Below are 16,761 nucleotides of genomic sequence, written 5' to 3'. Positions count from 1 at the left end.
CCCTCCAACCTAATGTTCCAATATGCCCAAATATAGGGTGCGCTACAAGGATTTTTTATTACCGTAATTCAGGTTGGTCAATAGTTAGACAGTTGCTTGGCGCTCACTTGGTGCCTTTGCGAAAGTAGCGTGTATTTCGCTTGAACGTGGCAATATCGGTGATATGCGGTAAATTCTCGTCGAGACCTTCAAATTTACCTGGCGCATATAGCACCAGTTCACCAAATTTTTCGCGATTCGCGGCGGCATCCGCGTAAGTTTTTATGTCATCGAATGTGAGCGAATGAATTTTCTGAGCTAACCGCTTGTTGTGTGAAAACGTCTTATCGCCGTTGCCCAGTGCCATCCATAATCGCTGTGCTTTCATTGACTGTGAAAGGTCTTTTTCTTCCAGCTGTTTTAACAGGTTTTTCTGGATGGTGGGCCAATAGGTGCGATAAAAACTAATTTCATCAAATTGACGCGTTATAAATTGCCGTATTTCTGTCAATAAATGCTCTGGAGCGTATCCGGGGCTCTGGATATAAAATGCAAATCCTGGATGTTGATTATGAGGCACGTAACCGGTACCGACCACATAGCCTAATTGCTTTTCAGAACGCAACACATTGAAGAAGGGGGCTGCCAGCATTTGTTCTAAAATCATGCACATGGCAGTATCAATTAAACCGCTGCTGGGAGCCTGAAAATACAACACAACTGCTGCGTCTTCATGTTCGCACAGCACCTTATGGTATTGGGCTTGACCAATCGGTAATTGGGTTACTGCTCGTTGCATTGGTAATGCACTGGCCATTGAAAACTGTGCGTCAAGTGAGCCCGCAAAACGTTTGACTTCATCGCTGCGCCAGTTACCAAATATAAAACCCTCTAAATAATACGATGATAATGCCGCGTCTTTAATCTGCATCATTTTTTCAAATGACATGTTTTTCACCGCATCAAAGAGCGTCAACGGCGCATGCGTATATTTTTGAGCCAGCACACTTAATCGGGAGAACAGTCGGTTGGTCGGCTTGTTCATTAAGGAATTGTGCAGCGATTGTAACTGACTATGCTGTAAACGTTTGAACGACCTTTTTGAAGGCGAAAAATCCATCGTCGTGGCCAAAATCTGCTCACATAGTTTCATCTGGTTTTGTGAAAAACCGCGAGTGTTGATGCTAAGTCCTGCCTGATGGCCATAGACCCTATAGTGGAGGCCGGCAATTTCAGCACGATAATATTTTGCCTGAAGGTGGTCATTTATTGCTGCTAACCACATTCGTTTAGCAGCAACCATATCGATGCTGTCGGTGAAGCCGGGTACATCTAAAGAGATAAAGATGTCACCTTTCGGAGTAGCAAATTGCTCATCCTGTGCAAACCAGATCTTTTTGTGTGTGTCTGAAGATATGGGCTTAGGGGTCAAAAATTCGCTTTCCAAATTAATCAGCGAGTAGTCATCGCCTAAATATGGGTTTGGCGGTGGCAGGGATAGCAGTTCGCACTTATTCCTGTGCTCGAAGGTTGCGTGCGACGCTGCTGATATCTTAGATACACTGTATCGGGCATCATAGAAGTCGCAGGTACGGTCAGTTAACAGGTCCTGGTCAATCACTTTAACGCGCATATTATTGGCGCAAAAAAATGTGAGCGCGTGTTCGACCCTATCGGGCGCAAATTTATCTGAAAGAGCTTTCAGTTGCGGAATGGCCTCAAACTCGAAAAATAACAGTGCCTGTGCATAGTCGCAGGCGGCATTCAACAGTTTGGGATTATCGTCAAACTCGTTAGCCAGCTTATTGAGTTTTACTTTTTCCTGATAGCGCCATTGTTCACTTAACGATGATTTAATCAGGTCTAAGTATTTAAACAGGTAAGCAATGATGGTATCTCTATTTTCAAGCCCTGCAGGGGTTAACTGAAAACTGATATTGAAATCTTTAAAATGATCGCCTTCTATGCCACTTCCGGCGATTAAGCTGATCACCCAGTTTTTACGTTTCAAAACTGCCAACAAGCTGCCTTCACCCTCGTCACCTAATAAATGACTTAGGTAATCCAGTGGTTTTGTTTCATATTCATTATGTAAACCGGGTAATGCGAAAGTGACTATCATGCGCTTTGCGGCTTGCAACGGGACGATATTAATCAGCACTCCTGTTTGTTCGTCGGTATACAATTCTGGCCATTCCGTCGGAACAGGTACACCCGCTTTGAGCGTCGAGAAAGTGTGGGTGATCAATTCAGCGATTGCCGAAGGTGGAACTGGGGATACCACACAGAGCGCCATATTACTGCCACAATAGTGACGCTGATGAAATTGACGCAATTTTGCTTTAAGTTCGGCAAGTTCAAATTGGTTATATATTTCAGCATTACCAACGGAAAATTTGCTGAATGGGTGCTGAGGATTGCAGGTTTCTTTATGAATTTGATAAAGGCGTCGTAAGTCATCCTTTTTCTTGAATTGAAACTCTGACTCAATATTATTAATTTCACTCTCGATGGATGAAGAGGCCAGCAGGGGAGAGCATAGCATGTCAGCAAAGGCAGGTAGCACAGAAGGAAGGGCTTCACTACGGCAATTGAAGTGAAAGTTTGCATACTCTGTGCCTGTCCAGGCGTTCATGTTGCCGCCATGATTTTCAATATATTCGTTTATTTGGTTAGGGTTAGGTAAATGCGCACTACCCATAAAAAGCATATGTTCCAGCAAGTGCGACAATCCCTGACAATCTTCAGGATCGTAAAAATGTCCACCTCGAATTGCCATGGATACATAGCTGGCGGGCTGTTCGGGCTGGTGATACACCATAACTTTCAACCCATTATCGAGGGTTAAACAATGGTATCTGTCGTGATCTGGAGGTGTTGTCAAAATGCTCTCTTAAAAATGAAAAACTGCATTTGATTGGGAAGTAAACAACAACGCTCCCCGTCCTTGTACAGCGTAGTCGAAAAAGGAATGAATTTAACGATAACGCTATGCGATGATAAACCTGTCTGCTATCGTTAGCAGGAAGTATCATCTTATTCATAAACTTATGTCAGGTCAAAGTAGCAACGACGACATTTTATTATTTGTAATGCGTCACGGCGAAGCGGAATCTTTACGCGTGGATGACAAATCCCGTCAACTCACGCCTGAAGGGCGTGCGCAGGTCATTGATGCCGCTAAGTGGTTGAAACAAAAATATCTTTTTGACGGCCAGGTTGATTTGGCCTTAGTCAGTCCGTATCGCCGTGCGCGCCAGACTTATGACATGCTTTCTCTAGATATTCGTCCCAAAAGTATGGAGATTTGCCACGATATTATTCCCGAAGGCGATGCAGAATTAACCCATGATTTTCTTGATGTAAGGCTGCAAGAGAGCCAAAATACATCCACTCCCACGCGGTCGGTACTTTTCGTCAGCCACATGCCACTAGTGAGTTACCTGGTGGACAGTTTATGCCAATCACATACCACTAGTTTATTTGCCACCGCTTCAATTGCAGTCATTCGATATTCGCTGAAAAGGCAGTGTGGCAAACTTGAAGTTCATTATCAGGGCTATTAACCCGGCGGTTAGGTTTAAAAACGATTAAAATCATTGTCTTGTAAATCAATATTCGAAGAAAATGGGGTCGCCTTACCGTACTTGATTAAGTTTTTTACAGGTTTTTCTTAAGAAGTTCAAAAAACATCCGATATAAGTGATAACAAATGCGCGTGAGCAATTTTAATAGCATTTGGACGAAGATAGCGTGTTTTTTTGAACAGTAATATATTATGACAACTCGATCATTACCTGAATTACTTAAAAGCACCCTGCAGAGTCATGTTGATGAGGCTGATCTGCAGGACGACGAAGAGTTGCGTAATATACTGGAAAAGTTAAATACGCTATCCAGTAAAGTTGCGGAGACCAAAGCACGCGTTCTTGCCAAGCGTGCGATGAAAAATAAATAGCACGTTACTCAGCTTTGGGAAGCGTCGCAGGCAAATAGTATTCTGGAATAATCCTTACCGTTTTAATCTTATTTTCACTGATATCAACGATTTCAATCGGATAACCCGCAAGACGTAAACTTACCCTGTTCTCAGGAATTTCTTCGAGATACTCAAGAATCAAGCCGTTAAGCGTTTTTGGACCTTCCGTAGGTAACTGCCAATCCATTTCTCTATTGAGGTCACGAATGTTGACGCTGCCATCAACAAGCACGCTTCCATCCTGTTGAATGTGCGCTTCTTTACTGTGGTCCGGTACCATACTGGTGGTGAAATCACCGACAATTTCTTCCAGTATATCTTCCATGGTGACCAACCCCATAATATCGCCGTACTCATCTACCACCAACGCGATACGCTCTTTCTCAGTTTGAAACTTGAACATCAAAGTGTGCAGGGGAGTTGACTCTGGCGTGTAATAAATTTCTTTAACCGCGCGCAGCAAACTGGATTTGGTAAACTGATCTTTGGACAGCAGACGCAAGGCATCGCGCACGTGCACAAACCCCACAGCATCATCAACGCTGTCACGGTACAATAAAATTCGCGTGTGTTGTGATCCGGTTAACAGCTTTTGAATTTTGTTCCAGTCCTCGTTGATGTCAATCGCAAATATTTCCGCACGTGGCACCATGATATCTTCGGCGGTGACGCTTTCCAGATCGAGTATGCTGACCAGCATGTCCTGGTGCTTTTTAGGGATCATGGTTCCTGCTTCATACACAACCGTGCGTAATTCCTCGCGGCTTAATGAATCACCACCATTGCCCAGCGGACTGATTCTTAATAAAGCAAGTAATCCGTTCGTGATCCCGTTTACACAATACACAATGGGGTAGAGCAATGTCAGCAGTGGCAACAACAGCATCGAGGCCGGAAACGCGACCTTTTCAGGATACAAAGCGGCAAGCGTTTTTGGGGTTACTTCTGCAAATACCAGCACTACCAGCGTCAGACCGAACGTGGCAATCGCAATACCCACATCGCCGAACAGGCGTATGCCAATAATAGTGGCAACAGAGGAGGCGGCAATATTCACCAGATTGTTACCAATTAAGATCAATCCAATCAATCGATCCGGACGATCAAGTAACTTCTGAACCCGTTTGGCAGAAAGGTTTCCCTCTCCTTGTAAGTGCTTGAGTCGATAACGGTTTATCGACATCATGCCTGTTTCTGAACTGGAAAAAAAAGCCGAAAATAAAAGTAGCACTGCTAATATAATAAATAGAGTGGCTGTTGATATAGCGTCCAACTATTGGGTTCCTTTACCTAATGGACGTTCAACTTTAGTTATTTGGTGCTGGGCTTTCAAGGGAAAATTATTATATTTCACTCTAGAGAAGGATTTCTCTGACAAATCGGCTACCGAAATAGGCCAGTGACAGTAATACCAGCCCTAGTATGGTCAATCCTATTACCTGTTTGCCCCGCCATCCCCATACTCGTTGGCCTACCAACAGGAAAATATAGATAGCGGTTGCTGCCAGAGATAGCACCGTCTTGTGGGCGTATCCTTTACTGAACATGTCTTCAAGAAATATAAACCCACTTAACTGAGCAACAACTAATAAGCCTGTACCTACCAGAAGCAGCTTGAATAATATGCCTTCAACCAACATCAATGGCGGCATTGAAGAGTGAATGAGGGCGGCTTCCTTCTGTTTGAGACGATGTGTTATATAAGACATTTGTAAGGCATACAGAAACGCGATAACTAAGGTGCCGTAGGCAAACAAGGATAGTGTTATATGGATTAACAATCCTGGTCGCAGCTCAATGTGCATGATATGCGCAGCAGGAATGACCAATGCAGCTAAAACGCTCAATGCGGCGAACCCCAGTACGCCAGGAAGTAACATTACGTTGGGTAACACAGTTATGCTAATCAGCATGGAAACAGTGATAAGCCAGGAAATTAACGATAACACATTGGTCATGCTCATATTCTGACCCGGCACACCCATTATTGCGTCGGCAAGATAAAGTATATGCGCGATTGAACCCACCGCCGCCAGGCTTAAGGCAAGCGTTTTGTTAGGTCCTTCTTTATGAAAAAGCCTTCCCATTAACACAATCATCGATATCAGATATAAAACGATGCTGAGAAGAGCAAATAGTGTGGTCATGTCACTCCTTTGTTGCTGCAAAAAAATTTCCGACGCCCGGTAAAACCAGTCAGCAGCGCTTATTGATACTGTAACTTACCACAAATTACAACCTTGATAGCAACAGGATTTGCCCACATTATATGCGGCATAGCACAATCGTTTAATTATGCGTCATTGTTTAACCGGGATTAAGAAATCAGTCACAGGGTGAGAATCTTAATTAAATATAGGTATAATGCGCAACAAACCAGCAAAAGATGTATTGATTTATGTTTGAAAACTTATCAGAACGCCTGGGGCAAACGTTAAAAAACGTTAGTGGCCGCGGGCGCCTAACCGAAGATAATATTAAAGATACGCTCCGTGAAGTGCGCATGGCACTGCTTGAGGCCGATGTGGCGTTGCCGGTAGTCAAAGAATTTGTCGGCCAGGTAAAAGAGCGGGCGGTTGGTACCGAGGTAACCAAGAGCCTCAAACCGGGTCAGGTATTTATTAAAATTGTTCAGTCTGAACTTGAAGCCGTTATGGGTGAGGCGAATGAGAAGCTCAATCTCGCTACCCAGCCACCGGCGGTAGTGTTGATGGCAGGCTTACAAGGCGCGGGTAAAACAACCAGCGTCGGCAAGCTGGCTAAATACCTGACAGAACGAGAAAAGAAAAAGGTCATGGTGGTGAGTGCGGATATTTACCGTCCCGCCGCCATCAAACAGTTAGAAACGCTGGCCGGTGAAGTGGGGGTTGCCTTTCATCCCTCTACTACGGAGCAAAAACCCGTAGATATCGTCGAAGGTGCCATTACTGCCGCGCGTAAACAATTTTACGATGTGCTGCTGGTAGATACCGCAGGTCGTCTGCACGTTGATGCAGATATGATGGATGAAATCAAAGCACTGCATGCGTCAGTAAAGCCGATCGAAACCTTATTCGTTGTTGACGCCATGACAGGGCAGGACGCAGCAAATACAGCCAAAGCCTTTAACGATGCATTACCGCTTACGGGTGTCATTCTGACCAAGGCAGACGGTGATGCCCGTGGCGGTGCGGCACTATCTGTACGTAAAATTACTGGCAAGCCCATTAAATTTATCGGGATGGGTGAAAAAATTGATGCGTTAGAACCTTTCCATCCGGAGCGCATTGCCTCACGCATACTGGGCATGGGAGACGTGCTAAGTCTTATCGAGGAAGTCGAGCGCAAAGTAGATAAAGACAAAGCGCAGAAACTTGCGAAGAAAGTGCAAAAAGGCAAAGGCTTTGATTTGCAGGATTTTAAAGAGCAGCTTGAGCAGATGAAAAACATGGGCGGTATGATGGGCCTGATGGACAAGTTGCCTGGCATGGGAGCCATGGGAGATAAAATAAAAGATCAGGCAGGCGACAAGCAGTTTAATCAGATGGAAGCTATTATCAATTCTATGACCCCGGCAGAGCGGGCAAAGCCTGACATGATTAAAGGCTCGCGTAAACGCAGAATTGCAGCCGGTTCGGGTACCCAAATCCAAGATGTGAATCGTTTACTCAAACAGTTTACGCAAATGCAAAAAATGATGAAAAAAATGTCCGGTGGGGGCATGAAAAAAATGATGCGCCAGATGAAGGGCATGATGCCCCCGGGGGGTATGGGTGGAGGAATGTTTCCACCAAGGTAAAAAACTATTTTTTGCTGTTATATAAAGTCTTTATTAGACTTAAGTATAATAAGTCAGAAAGTAATGAGGGCAGTGTGACTGAAGTAATCACAGTTAAACGTATTCTTAAATCGTTTTTTCTGTACCTTTTGGCCGTTACCAGCATCGCCGCAGAAGAGGTCGAGGATAAGCCTTTTTCGATTCAGTGGGCAGTCAATCCTGCCCCACCATTCCATATCCTGTCGGGCTCTTTTTATCGGTTGGGAATGTGCGATGTGTTAGTCGACCAGCTTTCACGAAATCTCAGTCAGGTTCAGCACTCAACATTGATGATGCCGCACGTTCGTATCAGAAGAGAAATTGAAGCTAAAGAGAACCTATGCTTTCCTTGCGTTATCAAGCGCGAAATCAGTCCGTTATATTATTATTCTGATGTAACGGTTGTGCACCCTCCTTTAGGCGTTATTACCACGCGAAAAAATCGGCAGGCGTTTAAAGCGGCGGGTATCCTTAAAAAGGGCAGGGTTTCATTGCAGGCGTTAGCCAAAGATAAGCAATTTTATTTCGGTAAGCCCACTGCCCGCAAGTATCCCACGCCGCTGCAGGAAGTTGTTGATAGTTTTGCTACCAGTAACCACTATTTCTCGGTTTCCGGCGCCGACGCTTCCACACGCATCATGCGACAGATTACCTTAGGGCGACTGGGGTACACACTCGAGTATCCCACCGCGTTGCGCTATTTTACACTCACCCGCGGAGCAAACGATCTGGTTTTTGTGCCTACGCAGGAGTATGGCAACAGAGCGGTACCCGGAGCGATTGGCTGTACGCGAAATGCCTGGGGCAAAGAAGCCATTGATAAAATTAATATGGCGTTAAAAGACGTCGTCAATCATCCTGATTACGTGGCAATTCAGCAATTCTGGCAAGTGTTGGAAAAAAATTAGCGGCGTCTGAATTGAAAAAGCCGGACTTAACGTCCGGCAACTGCTCAGTGTTAGGAGAGAATGAGCAAAAAAAGAGTGGGAGATTTTGTCACGGCCGGCTGATTGATTCCCGACTTACTCCCACATAGGTTTATCTACTATTTTAGTTATCTGTTGATTCTTAACCCAACAGTGACAAGGCTGCCTGTGGACGCTGTTTTGCCTGTGACAAGATAGTGGTGCTAGCTTGCTGCAGGATCTGGTTACGCGTCAGTTCGGCGGTTTCAGAAGCAAAGTCAGTGTCTTTGATTCGTGAACGGGCCGCTGAGATATTTTCAGCAACATTGCTTAAGTTACGGATAGTCGACTGAAAACGGTTCTGCAAAGCACCTAAATCTGCACGGGCTCCACCGATGGTAGAAATTGCCGCATCAATTGAGGTAAGGGCAGCCGCTGCACCTGCTGAGGTGCTGATATCCAATCCGCCAACATTCAGGCCTGAGGCACCGAAGCCACCATTTTGGGTTAACTCGACTTTGATGGTCTGGCCACTGTTGGCACCCACCTGGAAGTCAGCTGAATAACTCCCATTAAGGATGTTCACGCCGTTGAACTGAGTGTCAGAGGCAATACGTGACATTTCAGTTTTAAGTGCCGCCACTTCTTTTTGCAGTGCGCCACGGTCAGCATCTGAGTTAATCCCGTTTTGTGACTGAATCGCTAACTGACGGATACGTTGTAATGTGTTGGTGGTTTCATCTAACGCACCTTCCGCCGTCTGCGATAATGAGATCGCATCGTTGGCGTTACGTACCGCCATGTTCAGGCCCTGTACCTGGGTGGTCATACGGTCAGAAATCTGTAGACCGGCGGCATCATCAGCAGCGCTGTTGATACGGAAACCTGAAGACAAACGCTCGAACGACGTATTTAACGCATTGTTGGTATCGAACATTTGACGTTGTGCGTTTAATGCTGAAACGTTAGTGTTAACAAACATACTCATGGACTCTCTCCTAAACTTATCGACCAGCCCGAAAGGCTATCTAAAACAATTCAAAGTAAGGGGGTAATCACACTGTTTGCCGTGTTTTGTCACCCTGGCTTGCTCAGATACTGTATCGTCGAGGGAAAAAAATCCTTGAGAAAAAAAGTGAGAAAAATTGCAGTTAAGCTTAAAAAACTTGTTAAGTGCTTGTTTTGGCTTTGATCATACTTGCAAAGCATATGATATAGGGTGTTAGTAACAGTAAGACGTCAAAATAACGTCGCTAATGCGACAGTATTCTGGCGAAGTTTTGATCACTTATCAGACGGTGTCTCCAATTTCAGTAGAGTGAGATACATTAACAAATTTGCTACTCATCTAGCTTCGTCAGTCTGCAAGCAGTGCTACCGATTATAAATGCACCGTATGCGCTTAACCAGATGATGGCATGTTATCAACGCTAATAATGTGTCGATTCAATATCCAAATTTGAGTCTGTGCAAACGTTTCAATTCATACTAAACTGCGCATCCAAAAAATGAAGTTTATCGGCATTGTGTGAACAATAATTATGATAAAGAAACGCCGTGCCTGACATATGGCTTTTTTTTAACGTAATTTGCCTTAGTCAACTCACATGACATTCGCAACGCAGAGATTGCAAAATAAGCACACTCCCGATGACGCAACAGATCCGCGATCAAAAAATTCAGGAACGCTATGGCCGGTTTAAAACGCATTATCCTCATCGACACCCACTTGCCTGGAGTGGTAGAACTTAAACTTGACGGACATACCAATATTTGTGGTACGAACGCGTCAGGTAAAACGACACTGCAACGCCTGGTACCCGTTTTTTATGGCGAGTATCCCAGCCGGGTCGTTCCTGCTACCCGTGACAGTTTTGAAAAATGGTACTTGCCGCGCCAATCCAGTTATATCATTTATGAATTTGAGCGCAGCCAGGGGGACCTCTGTCAGGCGGTACTTGCCTCGTCCGGATCCGGTGTCAATTATCGCTATATCAGCAAACCGTTTGAACTAAGCGATTATCTGTACAAAAACAAATCAGGTGAGCATGCGTCTATCGGAATGAATGAGCTGGCCAGAAATTTAAAACGCAATAATGTACTGGTAACCAATTTACTTAACACCCGGGACTACCGCGCTATACTGCAAAATGATCGGGCCACGCTGAATTCGGTAGCAAACAGTCGCGAATTATTGGGTTATGCCAGCATTTTTAGTCTCGCCGAATCGGGAGTTCATCTGCGTCATATCGAGAAGCTCGCCAAGGCTGTGCATTCTAAAGAAGGCAAGATGGAAACCATCAAAGCCATGATTGCTGCCATTCTGGAAGAAGACGGCGTGCAACCACCCAGTTCTAATTTGAGTCGTAACCGGGTAGAAGACTGGATACGTGAGTGTCACCTGATAAAAGAGTTCGACGCAATTCGCCCTGAGTTTGCAAAGTTAGAACAGGCCGACCACGCTCTACAACAAAGCGAGAAGCGTCTTGCTGAATTAAAGCAGCAATTCAGTTTCGACCTCTCTTATCTGGCTGCTCACCTGCAACAAAGTGAGCAGCAGCTGGAAACCACCTTACATACGCTTAAAACCAGAGAAACCGAGTGGGGCACCCAGCGCGATGCATTGAACCAGCAACTCTCCAGTGCCAAAGCCGATGCCAGCAAATATGAAAAAGACTTAGATTCTGTCGAGAAAGAGTATGATGCCTGGCAAGATCAGGATATCGAAACCTTAAAGCAAAACGTCAGCAAGCTCCCCCAGTGGGTCAGCGAAAGAGAAACCCTGACTAGTCGGTACACATTGCTAACTGAAAAGCACCAGGATGTGCAATCTGCATTTAATAAACGACTGGTGGAGCTGAACGAAAAGCATGCCAGTGAACTGGAAGCCTTTGGTGACGAGCGTGAAGCGGCGCGAGATAAGTTAGATCAGCAGAAAACAGAGCAGCAGGCGCAGTTACAGAGCATTAAAGAAGAGTATCAACAACAGCTGCAGACTGAAGCCATAGCGCATCAGAATCGGCTGAATGAGCTAAAAGTGAAGCATGCTGAAATTTCTGCCGGGCTCAAAAATGCTGGTTTCAGCGAGTTTGAGCAAAGTCAGTTGGACCTGCTTGATGCCGCCATTAAAGAAGCCAGTGTTCGTGAAGATGGTAGCCGCGAGAGCCAGCGCCGTGCCCAGTCTGAATATCAGGCCGCAGTAAAAACGCGTGAAGCAGCGAACAACGCATTGGAAAAAGCCCGCGTCGCCTTTCAACAGCAACAGACTCAGGTTAACAAGGTTGAGGCATTATTGTATCCTGGGAATAACAGTTTACTGGAGTTCCTGCGACGGGAAAAAGCTGGTTGGGAGCAACATCTAGGAAAGGTGGTTAATCCACAATTGCTTGCGCGAAATGATTTAAAGCCTGAATTACTGGACAGTAATAAGAGTCTGTTTGGCGTTTCACTGGACTTAGCTGCCGTTGAAACCCCCGAATACGCTGAAAGTGAACAGGCGTTGCAGGCGAAATTGGCAGCAGCACAAAACAAATTGGCCGAAAGGCTAACCGAGCAAAATGAAGCGGAAACACAACTTGCAGCAGCCAGCGAAAATGTACGCAACAAAGAACTGGCGTTAAGCAAGTGCGAGAGTGAAACCCGCACCAGCGAAGCTAACCGCAAACGGGCACAGTCTGACCGTGATCAGGTTCAACAGGAATATGTGCAGGCGCTGGCACAGCGGAAACAAGAAGGTAAAAAGCGCCTTGCTGCTAATGAGACTGAACAAAAAGCCTGTGTAGCGCAGCACGAAGAAGCCGTTGATGAAATCAAAGATCAGCAGCGCGAAGCAGAGACCGAACAACAGTTTCATTGGCAACAATTGATCGCCGATACCCAGGATACGATCCAACAGATTGAACAGCATATAGTGCGCTCAAAAGAGGCGGCAAAAGCAGATAAGCAAAAGTGTGAGCAATGGTTAGCTGACGAGCTGGCCAACCGCGGCGTCGATGTGGATGAAATCGGCACGATACAGAAGCAGCTCAAGCAGCTTAAACAGGATATAGAGGTCACTGAACGCAATCGTCATAAAGTCAGTGAATTTGAGCATTGGTATAAAACGGTCTTCACTGGTCACAAGGTCGTTTGGCAAAAAGGCCTGGCGAAGGCTAAAAAGGAAGCGGCACAGGCGCAACGAGATTTGGAACAGCAGGGAGCGGAGTACAAGGCCACCCGTCAGCAAACTAAAGACACGCAGGTTGAGCTGGAACATCAGTTGAAGACGGCGAAAGAAAATGAACAGGATGTTCAGCAAATTACCCGGCAGTTAAATAAGATGAGCCTTCCTGCGCAGGAGCTGATAACCGAATCAGGTAATACCGCCAGTCAGATTGGACAGCGCATTTCTGAAGGCCAGTCGTTGCTACAGGAGCGTCAGCGTTTGCTGGATGACATCAAAGCGCATGTTGAGCACTTTGACCAGTTGATTGCAGCACAAGCAGGAACCGGTTTGTCAGACACATGGGAGCGCTCGCGGGAAGAGTGTGCGGTGATGACTCCCCAGGGGCATAAAAGTGTGGACCATCGCCGCTTAGTCAGTCATCTGGCCCAGCTGCTCAACGTGATTGTACCGCAAAAACTGCAGGGATTACGCGAGCAGGGGCGCATCTTCGGCGCTGATTTAACCTCATTTTACGACGTCTTAAAAGACATCGACACCCGCATCGTCAGCCAGAGTAAACGCATCAGCAAAGAAGTTGACGAAGAGTTGTTTTTAGATGGCGTGTCCAATTCTGCGGTTAAGATCCGCTCGCGAATTGCTGAGCTGGAATTCTGGCCGGAACTGACTCAGTTTAACCAGTTATATGAAGCGTGGATGGCATCAGGCAGTGTCGAACTTCCAGATGATGATTACGCCATGAGTATGCGCAGGGTACTGGACATTTTGGGTCGCGCCGCTCTTTCTGGAGGGATCAGCAATTTGTTGGATATTGAGTTACATATCAAAGAGGGTAACTCTGATTTGGTTATCCGCACGGATCGTCAATTAAATGAGTCGTCGAGCCACGGTATGGCGTATCTGATTTTATGTAAGTTCCTGTTGGCCTTTACCCGCTTATTAAGGGGCAAAGCAGACGCCATCATTCACTGGCCGATTGACGAGTTGGGTACCTTACACCAAAACAACGTGAAGAAAATTTTCGATGCCTGCCAGAAAAACAATATCTCAGTGGTCGGTGCCTTTCCGAATCCCGAATCAGAGGTATTATCGTTATTTGCTAACCGTTATCTGATTGATAAAGCCACGCGACAATTGCAGGTGGTGCAGCCACGCGTTAGTGCTATTAGCGAAATGATCAAGAAGCGTCAGCAGGAGGTGGAAGCATGATCACCGAACAAGGGCGAATTTTAGAGTTATTGTTATCGGGGGCATTCATTTGTCAGATTACCGACGAAGATGCCTGGCGCTATCTGAAATCAGCGCAAAATAGTGACAAGATGGAAAGTCAGCTGAATGTGCTGAATCGAACATTAGCCACTGCTGCTGATGGTGACGTGTTTTTTGCGGCATATCAGGCATTAGGCGAATCTGAACGTAAAGTGCTGGGTGGTCAGTTTCAGGAGATATCCAGCAACCTGTTACCGCTGGTGGAGTGGTTGTTATTAGTACAACAGGCTGCCGGTAATGACGTGCCGGTCACGCAGGGCAGTGCGATCCGTTTAAATGAGTTGCAAAGTACCATTGAAGATACCCCCGCTTATGCAGAGCAGCTGGAAAAAATATCCCGCTACCGATTATTTGGGTCAACCAGTACCACACTGGACGGTCAGGTAAAGCAAATTTTCAAACGCTTAACGGATCTAGGTTATTTGATAAAGCCGAATCAAGAGAAACAGATCTATCTGGCCACAGGCAAAATTGAATATTTGTATGAAGTTATACGGTTTATCGATGAAACTGAAGCTTTGTCGCTTTCAGAGCAAGCTGATCAGGCGGTGCAGCAAGGGAGCTTGTTGTAATGAATCAGAATTTACGCCAGTCGGGGGTTAAATTTTTAAATGCCCTCAGTCGCCATGCGGATTTAATCATGCAGGTCTATTTGACTGGCTCTCTGGATGAGCGCGAGCACAGCCCTAAAGTTATTGATAATTTGATACAGCTTGGCGTGTTGTGGCGGCCTGATGAAGAGGTCGGCTTACGTCTTAAAAATGCGGTTAGAAGCTTACTTGAGTCAAGTTTGCACGATGAGCGTAATCGTCAGCTTGATGCCAACATTGGCTCAGCGCTGGCGAGTCTGAAAACGCTTGCGCAGCATTATAAGGAAGCGTTAGCTCACAGCCGGTACGCTGAAAGCGAAGCGCATTTATCCGATCTTACCGAGCACGTTTACGGCCTGACCGAAGCATTGTCGAACAGTGTGCGAACCCTGTTTGGACGTATCAACAATGAATTCGGTTACGTGGCTTCGATAGATGCAAAAATCCGTGAAAATGAGCTGGCGCAATCTCAGGTATCTGAGTTATTAAAGCAACTGGAAATGTTTCGCTTTGAAGAGTTAAGCGAACTGGCCGGCAATAATCGCGAATTGCGCCATTTACTTATCGTGACCTTGCAGCACAGTTTTTCGCGGGTGACGCAAGAGCTGTCCATCGTTCAGGCCAGACTATTAGCCTTGCTGGGGCGCTTCAGAGAGTTCCGTGGGCGCACCCGGTTACTAAAAGGCTTTATGCTGCATATGGAGCAAAAGCCTGATTTTGTGCCAGGCAATTACTCCAAACTAACGCAGGTACCTATGCTGTTTAATCAGGCCGCCAGTTTGATCGTGCCAGCCGCCGTTGATGTGAAGCGGGTTGAGCATGAGAGTGACTTGCAGCAACTGGTAGGCACCATCAAGGCGTTAAACCGCTCACGTCAACAAGCGCAGCCAGAACGTGCTGCACAAAAAATCACCGTTGAAGAACAAGCGGCAGTGGTGTTTGAGGAAGATAAACTTAAGCAGGCGGTGGAAGGGTATTTCTGCGACGTTATTTCCACGGGTAAGCGTATGACCGCATTGGAATACCTCAGCGAAAATGAGCTTAAGTTTGATGCTGAAGCCTGGATCTATCAGGTAATTGGCGGCTATCAGGGCCTAACGCTCGAAGAGCAGACCTATTTTGCAATCGAGGCAACCGGTCATTCACATCCTGTTTATGACGGCAACTACATTATCGAAGACGTTGAATTAGGCCTTCGTTAAATGATTCGATCCAAACGGCAGCACCAGTCGCTGGCGCGATTTCTAAACGGGGAGAAATTGGAATTTATCCCCTCTGGTGAGTTGGCGGTGTATTTGTTGGACAATTAATGAGTTACTGTCGTGGAAAGGAGGCGATTTTCTGCAATGACAAACCTACCTAAATCAATTGCCATTCTGCAACAGGCCATGCTTGCTCAAAACCTTTTTCTTTTCGTTATAGATTTGTAGCCGGCTCATTTTTTTGCGAATTCAGAGCTTGGAAAATCCTTATCAGACGCTATAATTTACATAGTGTTAACAAGCTGAACCAAATATGTCATGTCAGCGTAATATGCGTGTCATGCTCAACTTGGTAGACTTGAAACCGTCTTCAATAAACGGTGGTCTCAGTGTTCACCGCAAGTGGTTGTGCAGCATTATTTGCACAAAGGTGGAGAAAATTTTATGCAGTTATCCAGTCAACAGTCTTTCAACCAAGCGCTTATCCAGCTCTCTGTTTTACTTTATCAAATTGATGGCAAAGTCACTCTCACAGAACAGGAATATCTTGACGATGTCATTGACAACATGCAATGGGATAGTCCAATCAGTGTCGAGGCGTTTTTAACTGACGCCATTTACCACACCCGAAAAGCGTTGGATGAGGGTGATGGAATAGAGCTACTTAAATCGCTTAAAGAACATCTCGCGTACGACGCAGATAAAGCGATGGAAGTCGCGATGCAGATTACTGGTGTAGATGGTGAGCGAAACGAAAAAGAAACAGAAATTTTGTCGTTACTTTCACATAAATTGTTAGCCAAAGCGCTTGTATGCAAAGAAGCGCTTTCCCCTAAACCGGGGGTGACCCAGTCTTTTTCATGAAGGATATCAGGCGGG

Annotated in this window: 12 protein-coding genes; 8 read left to right on the top strand and 4 right to left on the bottom strand. The window is 45.8% G+C overall.

What is annotated here, in order from left to right; genetic code table 11:
* Positions 1–103: 103 nt before the first annotated feature.
* Complete coding sequence (locus HCJ96_RS05485) at positions 104–2,863, bottom strand: insulinase family protein (protein ID WP_169210040.1); 2,760 nt, start codon at positions 2,861–2,863, stop codon at positions 104–106.
* A gap of 166 nt (positions 2,864–3,029) precedes the next feature.
* Between HCJ96_RS05485 and sixA the strand changes: the two genes are divergently transcribed.
* Together sixA and HCJ96_RS05475 are read left to right on the top strand one after the other, a co-directional pair.
* Complete coding sequence (gene sixA, locus HCJ96_RS05480; protein WP_169210039.1) at positions 3,030–3,545, top strand: phosphohistidine phosphatase SixA; 516 nt, start codon at positions 3,030–3,032, stop codon at positions 3,543–3,545.
* A gap of 212 nt (positions 3,546–3,757) precedes the next feature.
* Positions 3,758–3,937: a hypothetical protein gene (locus HCJ96_RS05475; protein WP_169210038.1), complete on the top strand. Its 180-nt coding sequence runs from the start codon at positions 3,758–3,760 to the stop codon at positions 3,935–3,937.
* A gap of 4 nt (positions 3,938–3,941) precedes the next feature.
* Here HCJ96_RS05475 and HCJ96_RS05470 read toward each other — a convergent pair whose 3' ends face one another.
* Both HCJ96_RS05470 and HCJ96_RS05465 read right to left on the bottom strand, forming a co-directional pair.
* Complete coding sequence (locus HCJ96_RS05470; RefSeq protein WP_169210037.1) at positions 3,942–5,231, bottom strand: HlyC/CorC family transporter; 1,290 nt, start codon at positions 5,229–5,231, stop codon at positions 3,942–3,944.
* An 82-nt stretch (positions 5,232–5,313) separates the two neighbouring features.
* Positions 5,314–6,105 (bottom strand): cytochrome C assembly family protein, encoded by a 792-nt coding sequence (locus HCJ96_RS05465; RefSeq protein ID WP_169210036.1) that lies wholly within the window; start codon positions 6,103–6,105, stop codon positions 5,314–5,316.
* A 251-nt stretch (positions 6,106–6,356) separates the two neighbouring features.
* Here HCJ96_RS05465 and ffh point away from each other — a divergent pair, with 251 nt between their 5' ends.
* A complete protein-coding gene (gene ffh, locus HCJ96_RS05460) occupies positions 6,357–7,736 on the top strand; it encodes a signal recognition particle protein (RefSeq protein ID WP_169210035.1) in 1,380 nt (459 codons plus the stop codon).
* Positions 7,737–7,810: 74 nt separating this feature from the next.
* Complete coding sequence (locus tag HCJ96_RS05455) at positions 7,811–8,662, top strand: hypothetical protein (protein ID WP_169210034.1); 852 nt, start codon at positions 7,811–7,813, stop codon at positions 8,660–8,662.
* Between the two features lie 160 nt (positions 8,663–8,822).
* Here the strand turns inward: HCJ96_RS05455 and HCJ96_RS05450 are convergent, their stop codons facing one another.
* On the bottom strand, positions 8,823–9,647 hold the full coding sequence (locus HCJ96_RS05450) for a flagellin N-terminal helical domain-containing protein (RefSeq protein WP_169210033.1): 825 nt from the start codon (positions 9,645–9,647) through the stop codon (positions 8,823–8,825).
* Between the two features lie 702 nt (positions 9,648–10,349).
* On the opposite strand from HCJ96_RS05450, the gene HCJ96_RS05445 reads away from it, so the two are divergent.
* From HCJ96_RS05445 to HCJ96_RS05430, 4 genes are all read left to right on the top strand, one after another.
* Positions 10,350–14,030 (top strand): ATP-binding protein, encoded by a 3,681-nt coding sequence (locus tag HCJ96_RS05445; RefSeq protein WP_169210032.1) that lies wholly within the window; start codon positions 10,350–10,352, stop codon positions 14,028–14,030.
* The gene (locus HCJ96_RS05440; RefSeq protein WP_169210031.1) at positions 14,027–14,662 is read left to right on the top strand and encodes a condensin complex protein MksE; all 636 of its coding nucleotides are present in this window, start codon (positions 14,027–14,029) and stop codon (positions 14,660–14,662) included. Before HCJ96_RS05445 ends, HCJ96_RS05440 begins: the two co-directional genes overlap by 4 nt.
* Entirely contained in the window at positions 14,662–15,882 is a 1,221-nt protein-coding gene (locus HCJ96_RS05435) for a phosphoenolpyruvate carboxylase (RefSeq protein WP_169210030.1), read from the top strand. The genes HCJ96_RS05440 and HCJ96_RS05435 overlap by 1 nt, the downstream gene beginning before the upstream one ends.
* Positions 15,883–16,326: 444 nt before the next feature.
* Positions 16,327–16,746: a tellurite resistance TerB family protein gene (locus tag HCJ96_RS05430; RefSeq protein ID WP_169210029.1), complete on the top strand. Its 420-nt coding sequence runs from the start codon at positions 16,327–16,329 to the stop codon at positions 16,744–16,746.
* The last annotated feature ends 15 nt before the right edge of the window (positions 16,747–16,761 follow it).

Source organism: Alteromonas ponticola, from assembly GCF_012911815.1.
GTDB classification, from domain to species: Bacteria; Pseudomonadota; Gammaproteobacteria; order Enterobacterales; family Alteromonadaceae; genus Alteromonas; species Alteromonas ponticola.
This window is presented reverse-complemented; position numbering and strand designations above follow the sequence as displayed.

Excerpts from the sequence above, each read along its gene's own strand:
- HCJ96_RS05430 (WP_169210029.1), top strand. The coding sequence starts at position 16,327 with ATGCAGTTATCCAGTCAACAGTCTTTCAACCAAGCGCTTATCCAGCTC.
- HCJ96_RS05450 (WP_169210033.1), bottom strand. The coding sequence starts at position 9,647 with ATGAGTATGTTTGTTAACACTAACGTTTCAGCATTAAACGCACAACGT.
- HCJ96_RS05435 (WP_169210030.1), top strand. The coding sequence starts at position 14,662 with ATGAATCAGAATTTACGCCAGTCGGGGGTTAAATTTTTAAATGCCCTC.
- HCJ96_RS05440 (WP_169210031.1), top strand. The coding sequence starts at position 14,027 with ATGATCACCGAACAAGGGCGAATTTTAGAGTTATTGTTATCGGGGGCA.
- ffh (WP_169210035.1), top strand. The coding sequence starts at position 6,357 with ATGTTTGAAAACTTATCAGAACGCCTGGGGCAAACGTTAAAAAACGTT.
- HCJ96_RS05445 (WP_169210032.1), top strand. The coding sequence starts at position 10,350 with ATGGCCGGTTTAAAACGCATTATCCTCATCGACACCCACTTGCCTGGA.
- sixA (WP_169210039.1), top strand. The coding sequence starts at position 3,030 with ATGTCAGGTCAAAGTAGCAACGACGACATTTTATTATTTGTAATGCGT.
- HCJ96_RS05465 (WP_169210036.1), bottom strand. The coding sequence starts at position 6,105 with ATGACCACACTATTTGCTCTTCTCAGCATCGTTTTATATCTGATATCG.
- HCJ96_RS05475 (WP_169210038.1), top strand. The coding sequence starts at position 3,758 with ATGACAACTCGATCATTACCTGAATTACTTAAAAGCACCCTGCAGAGT.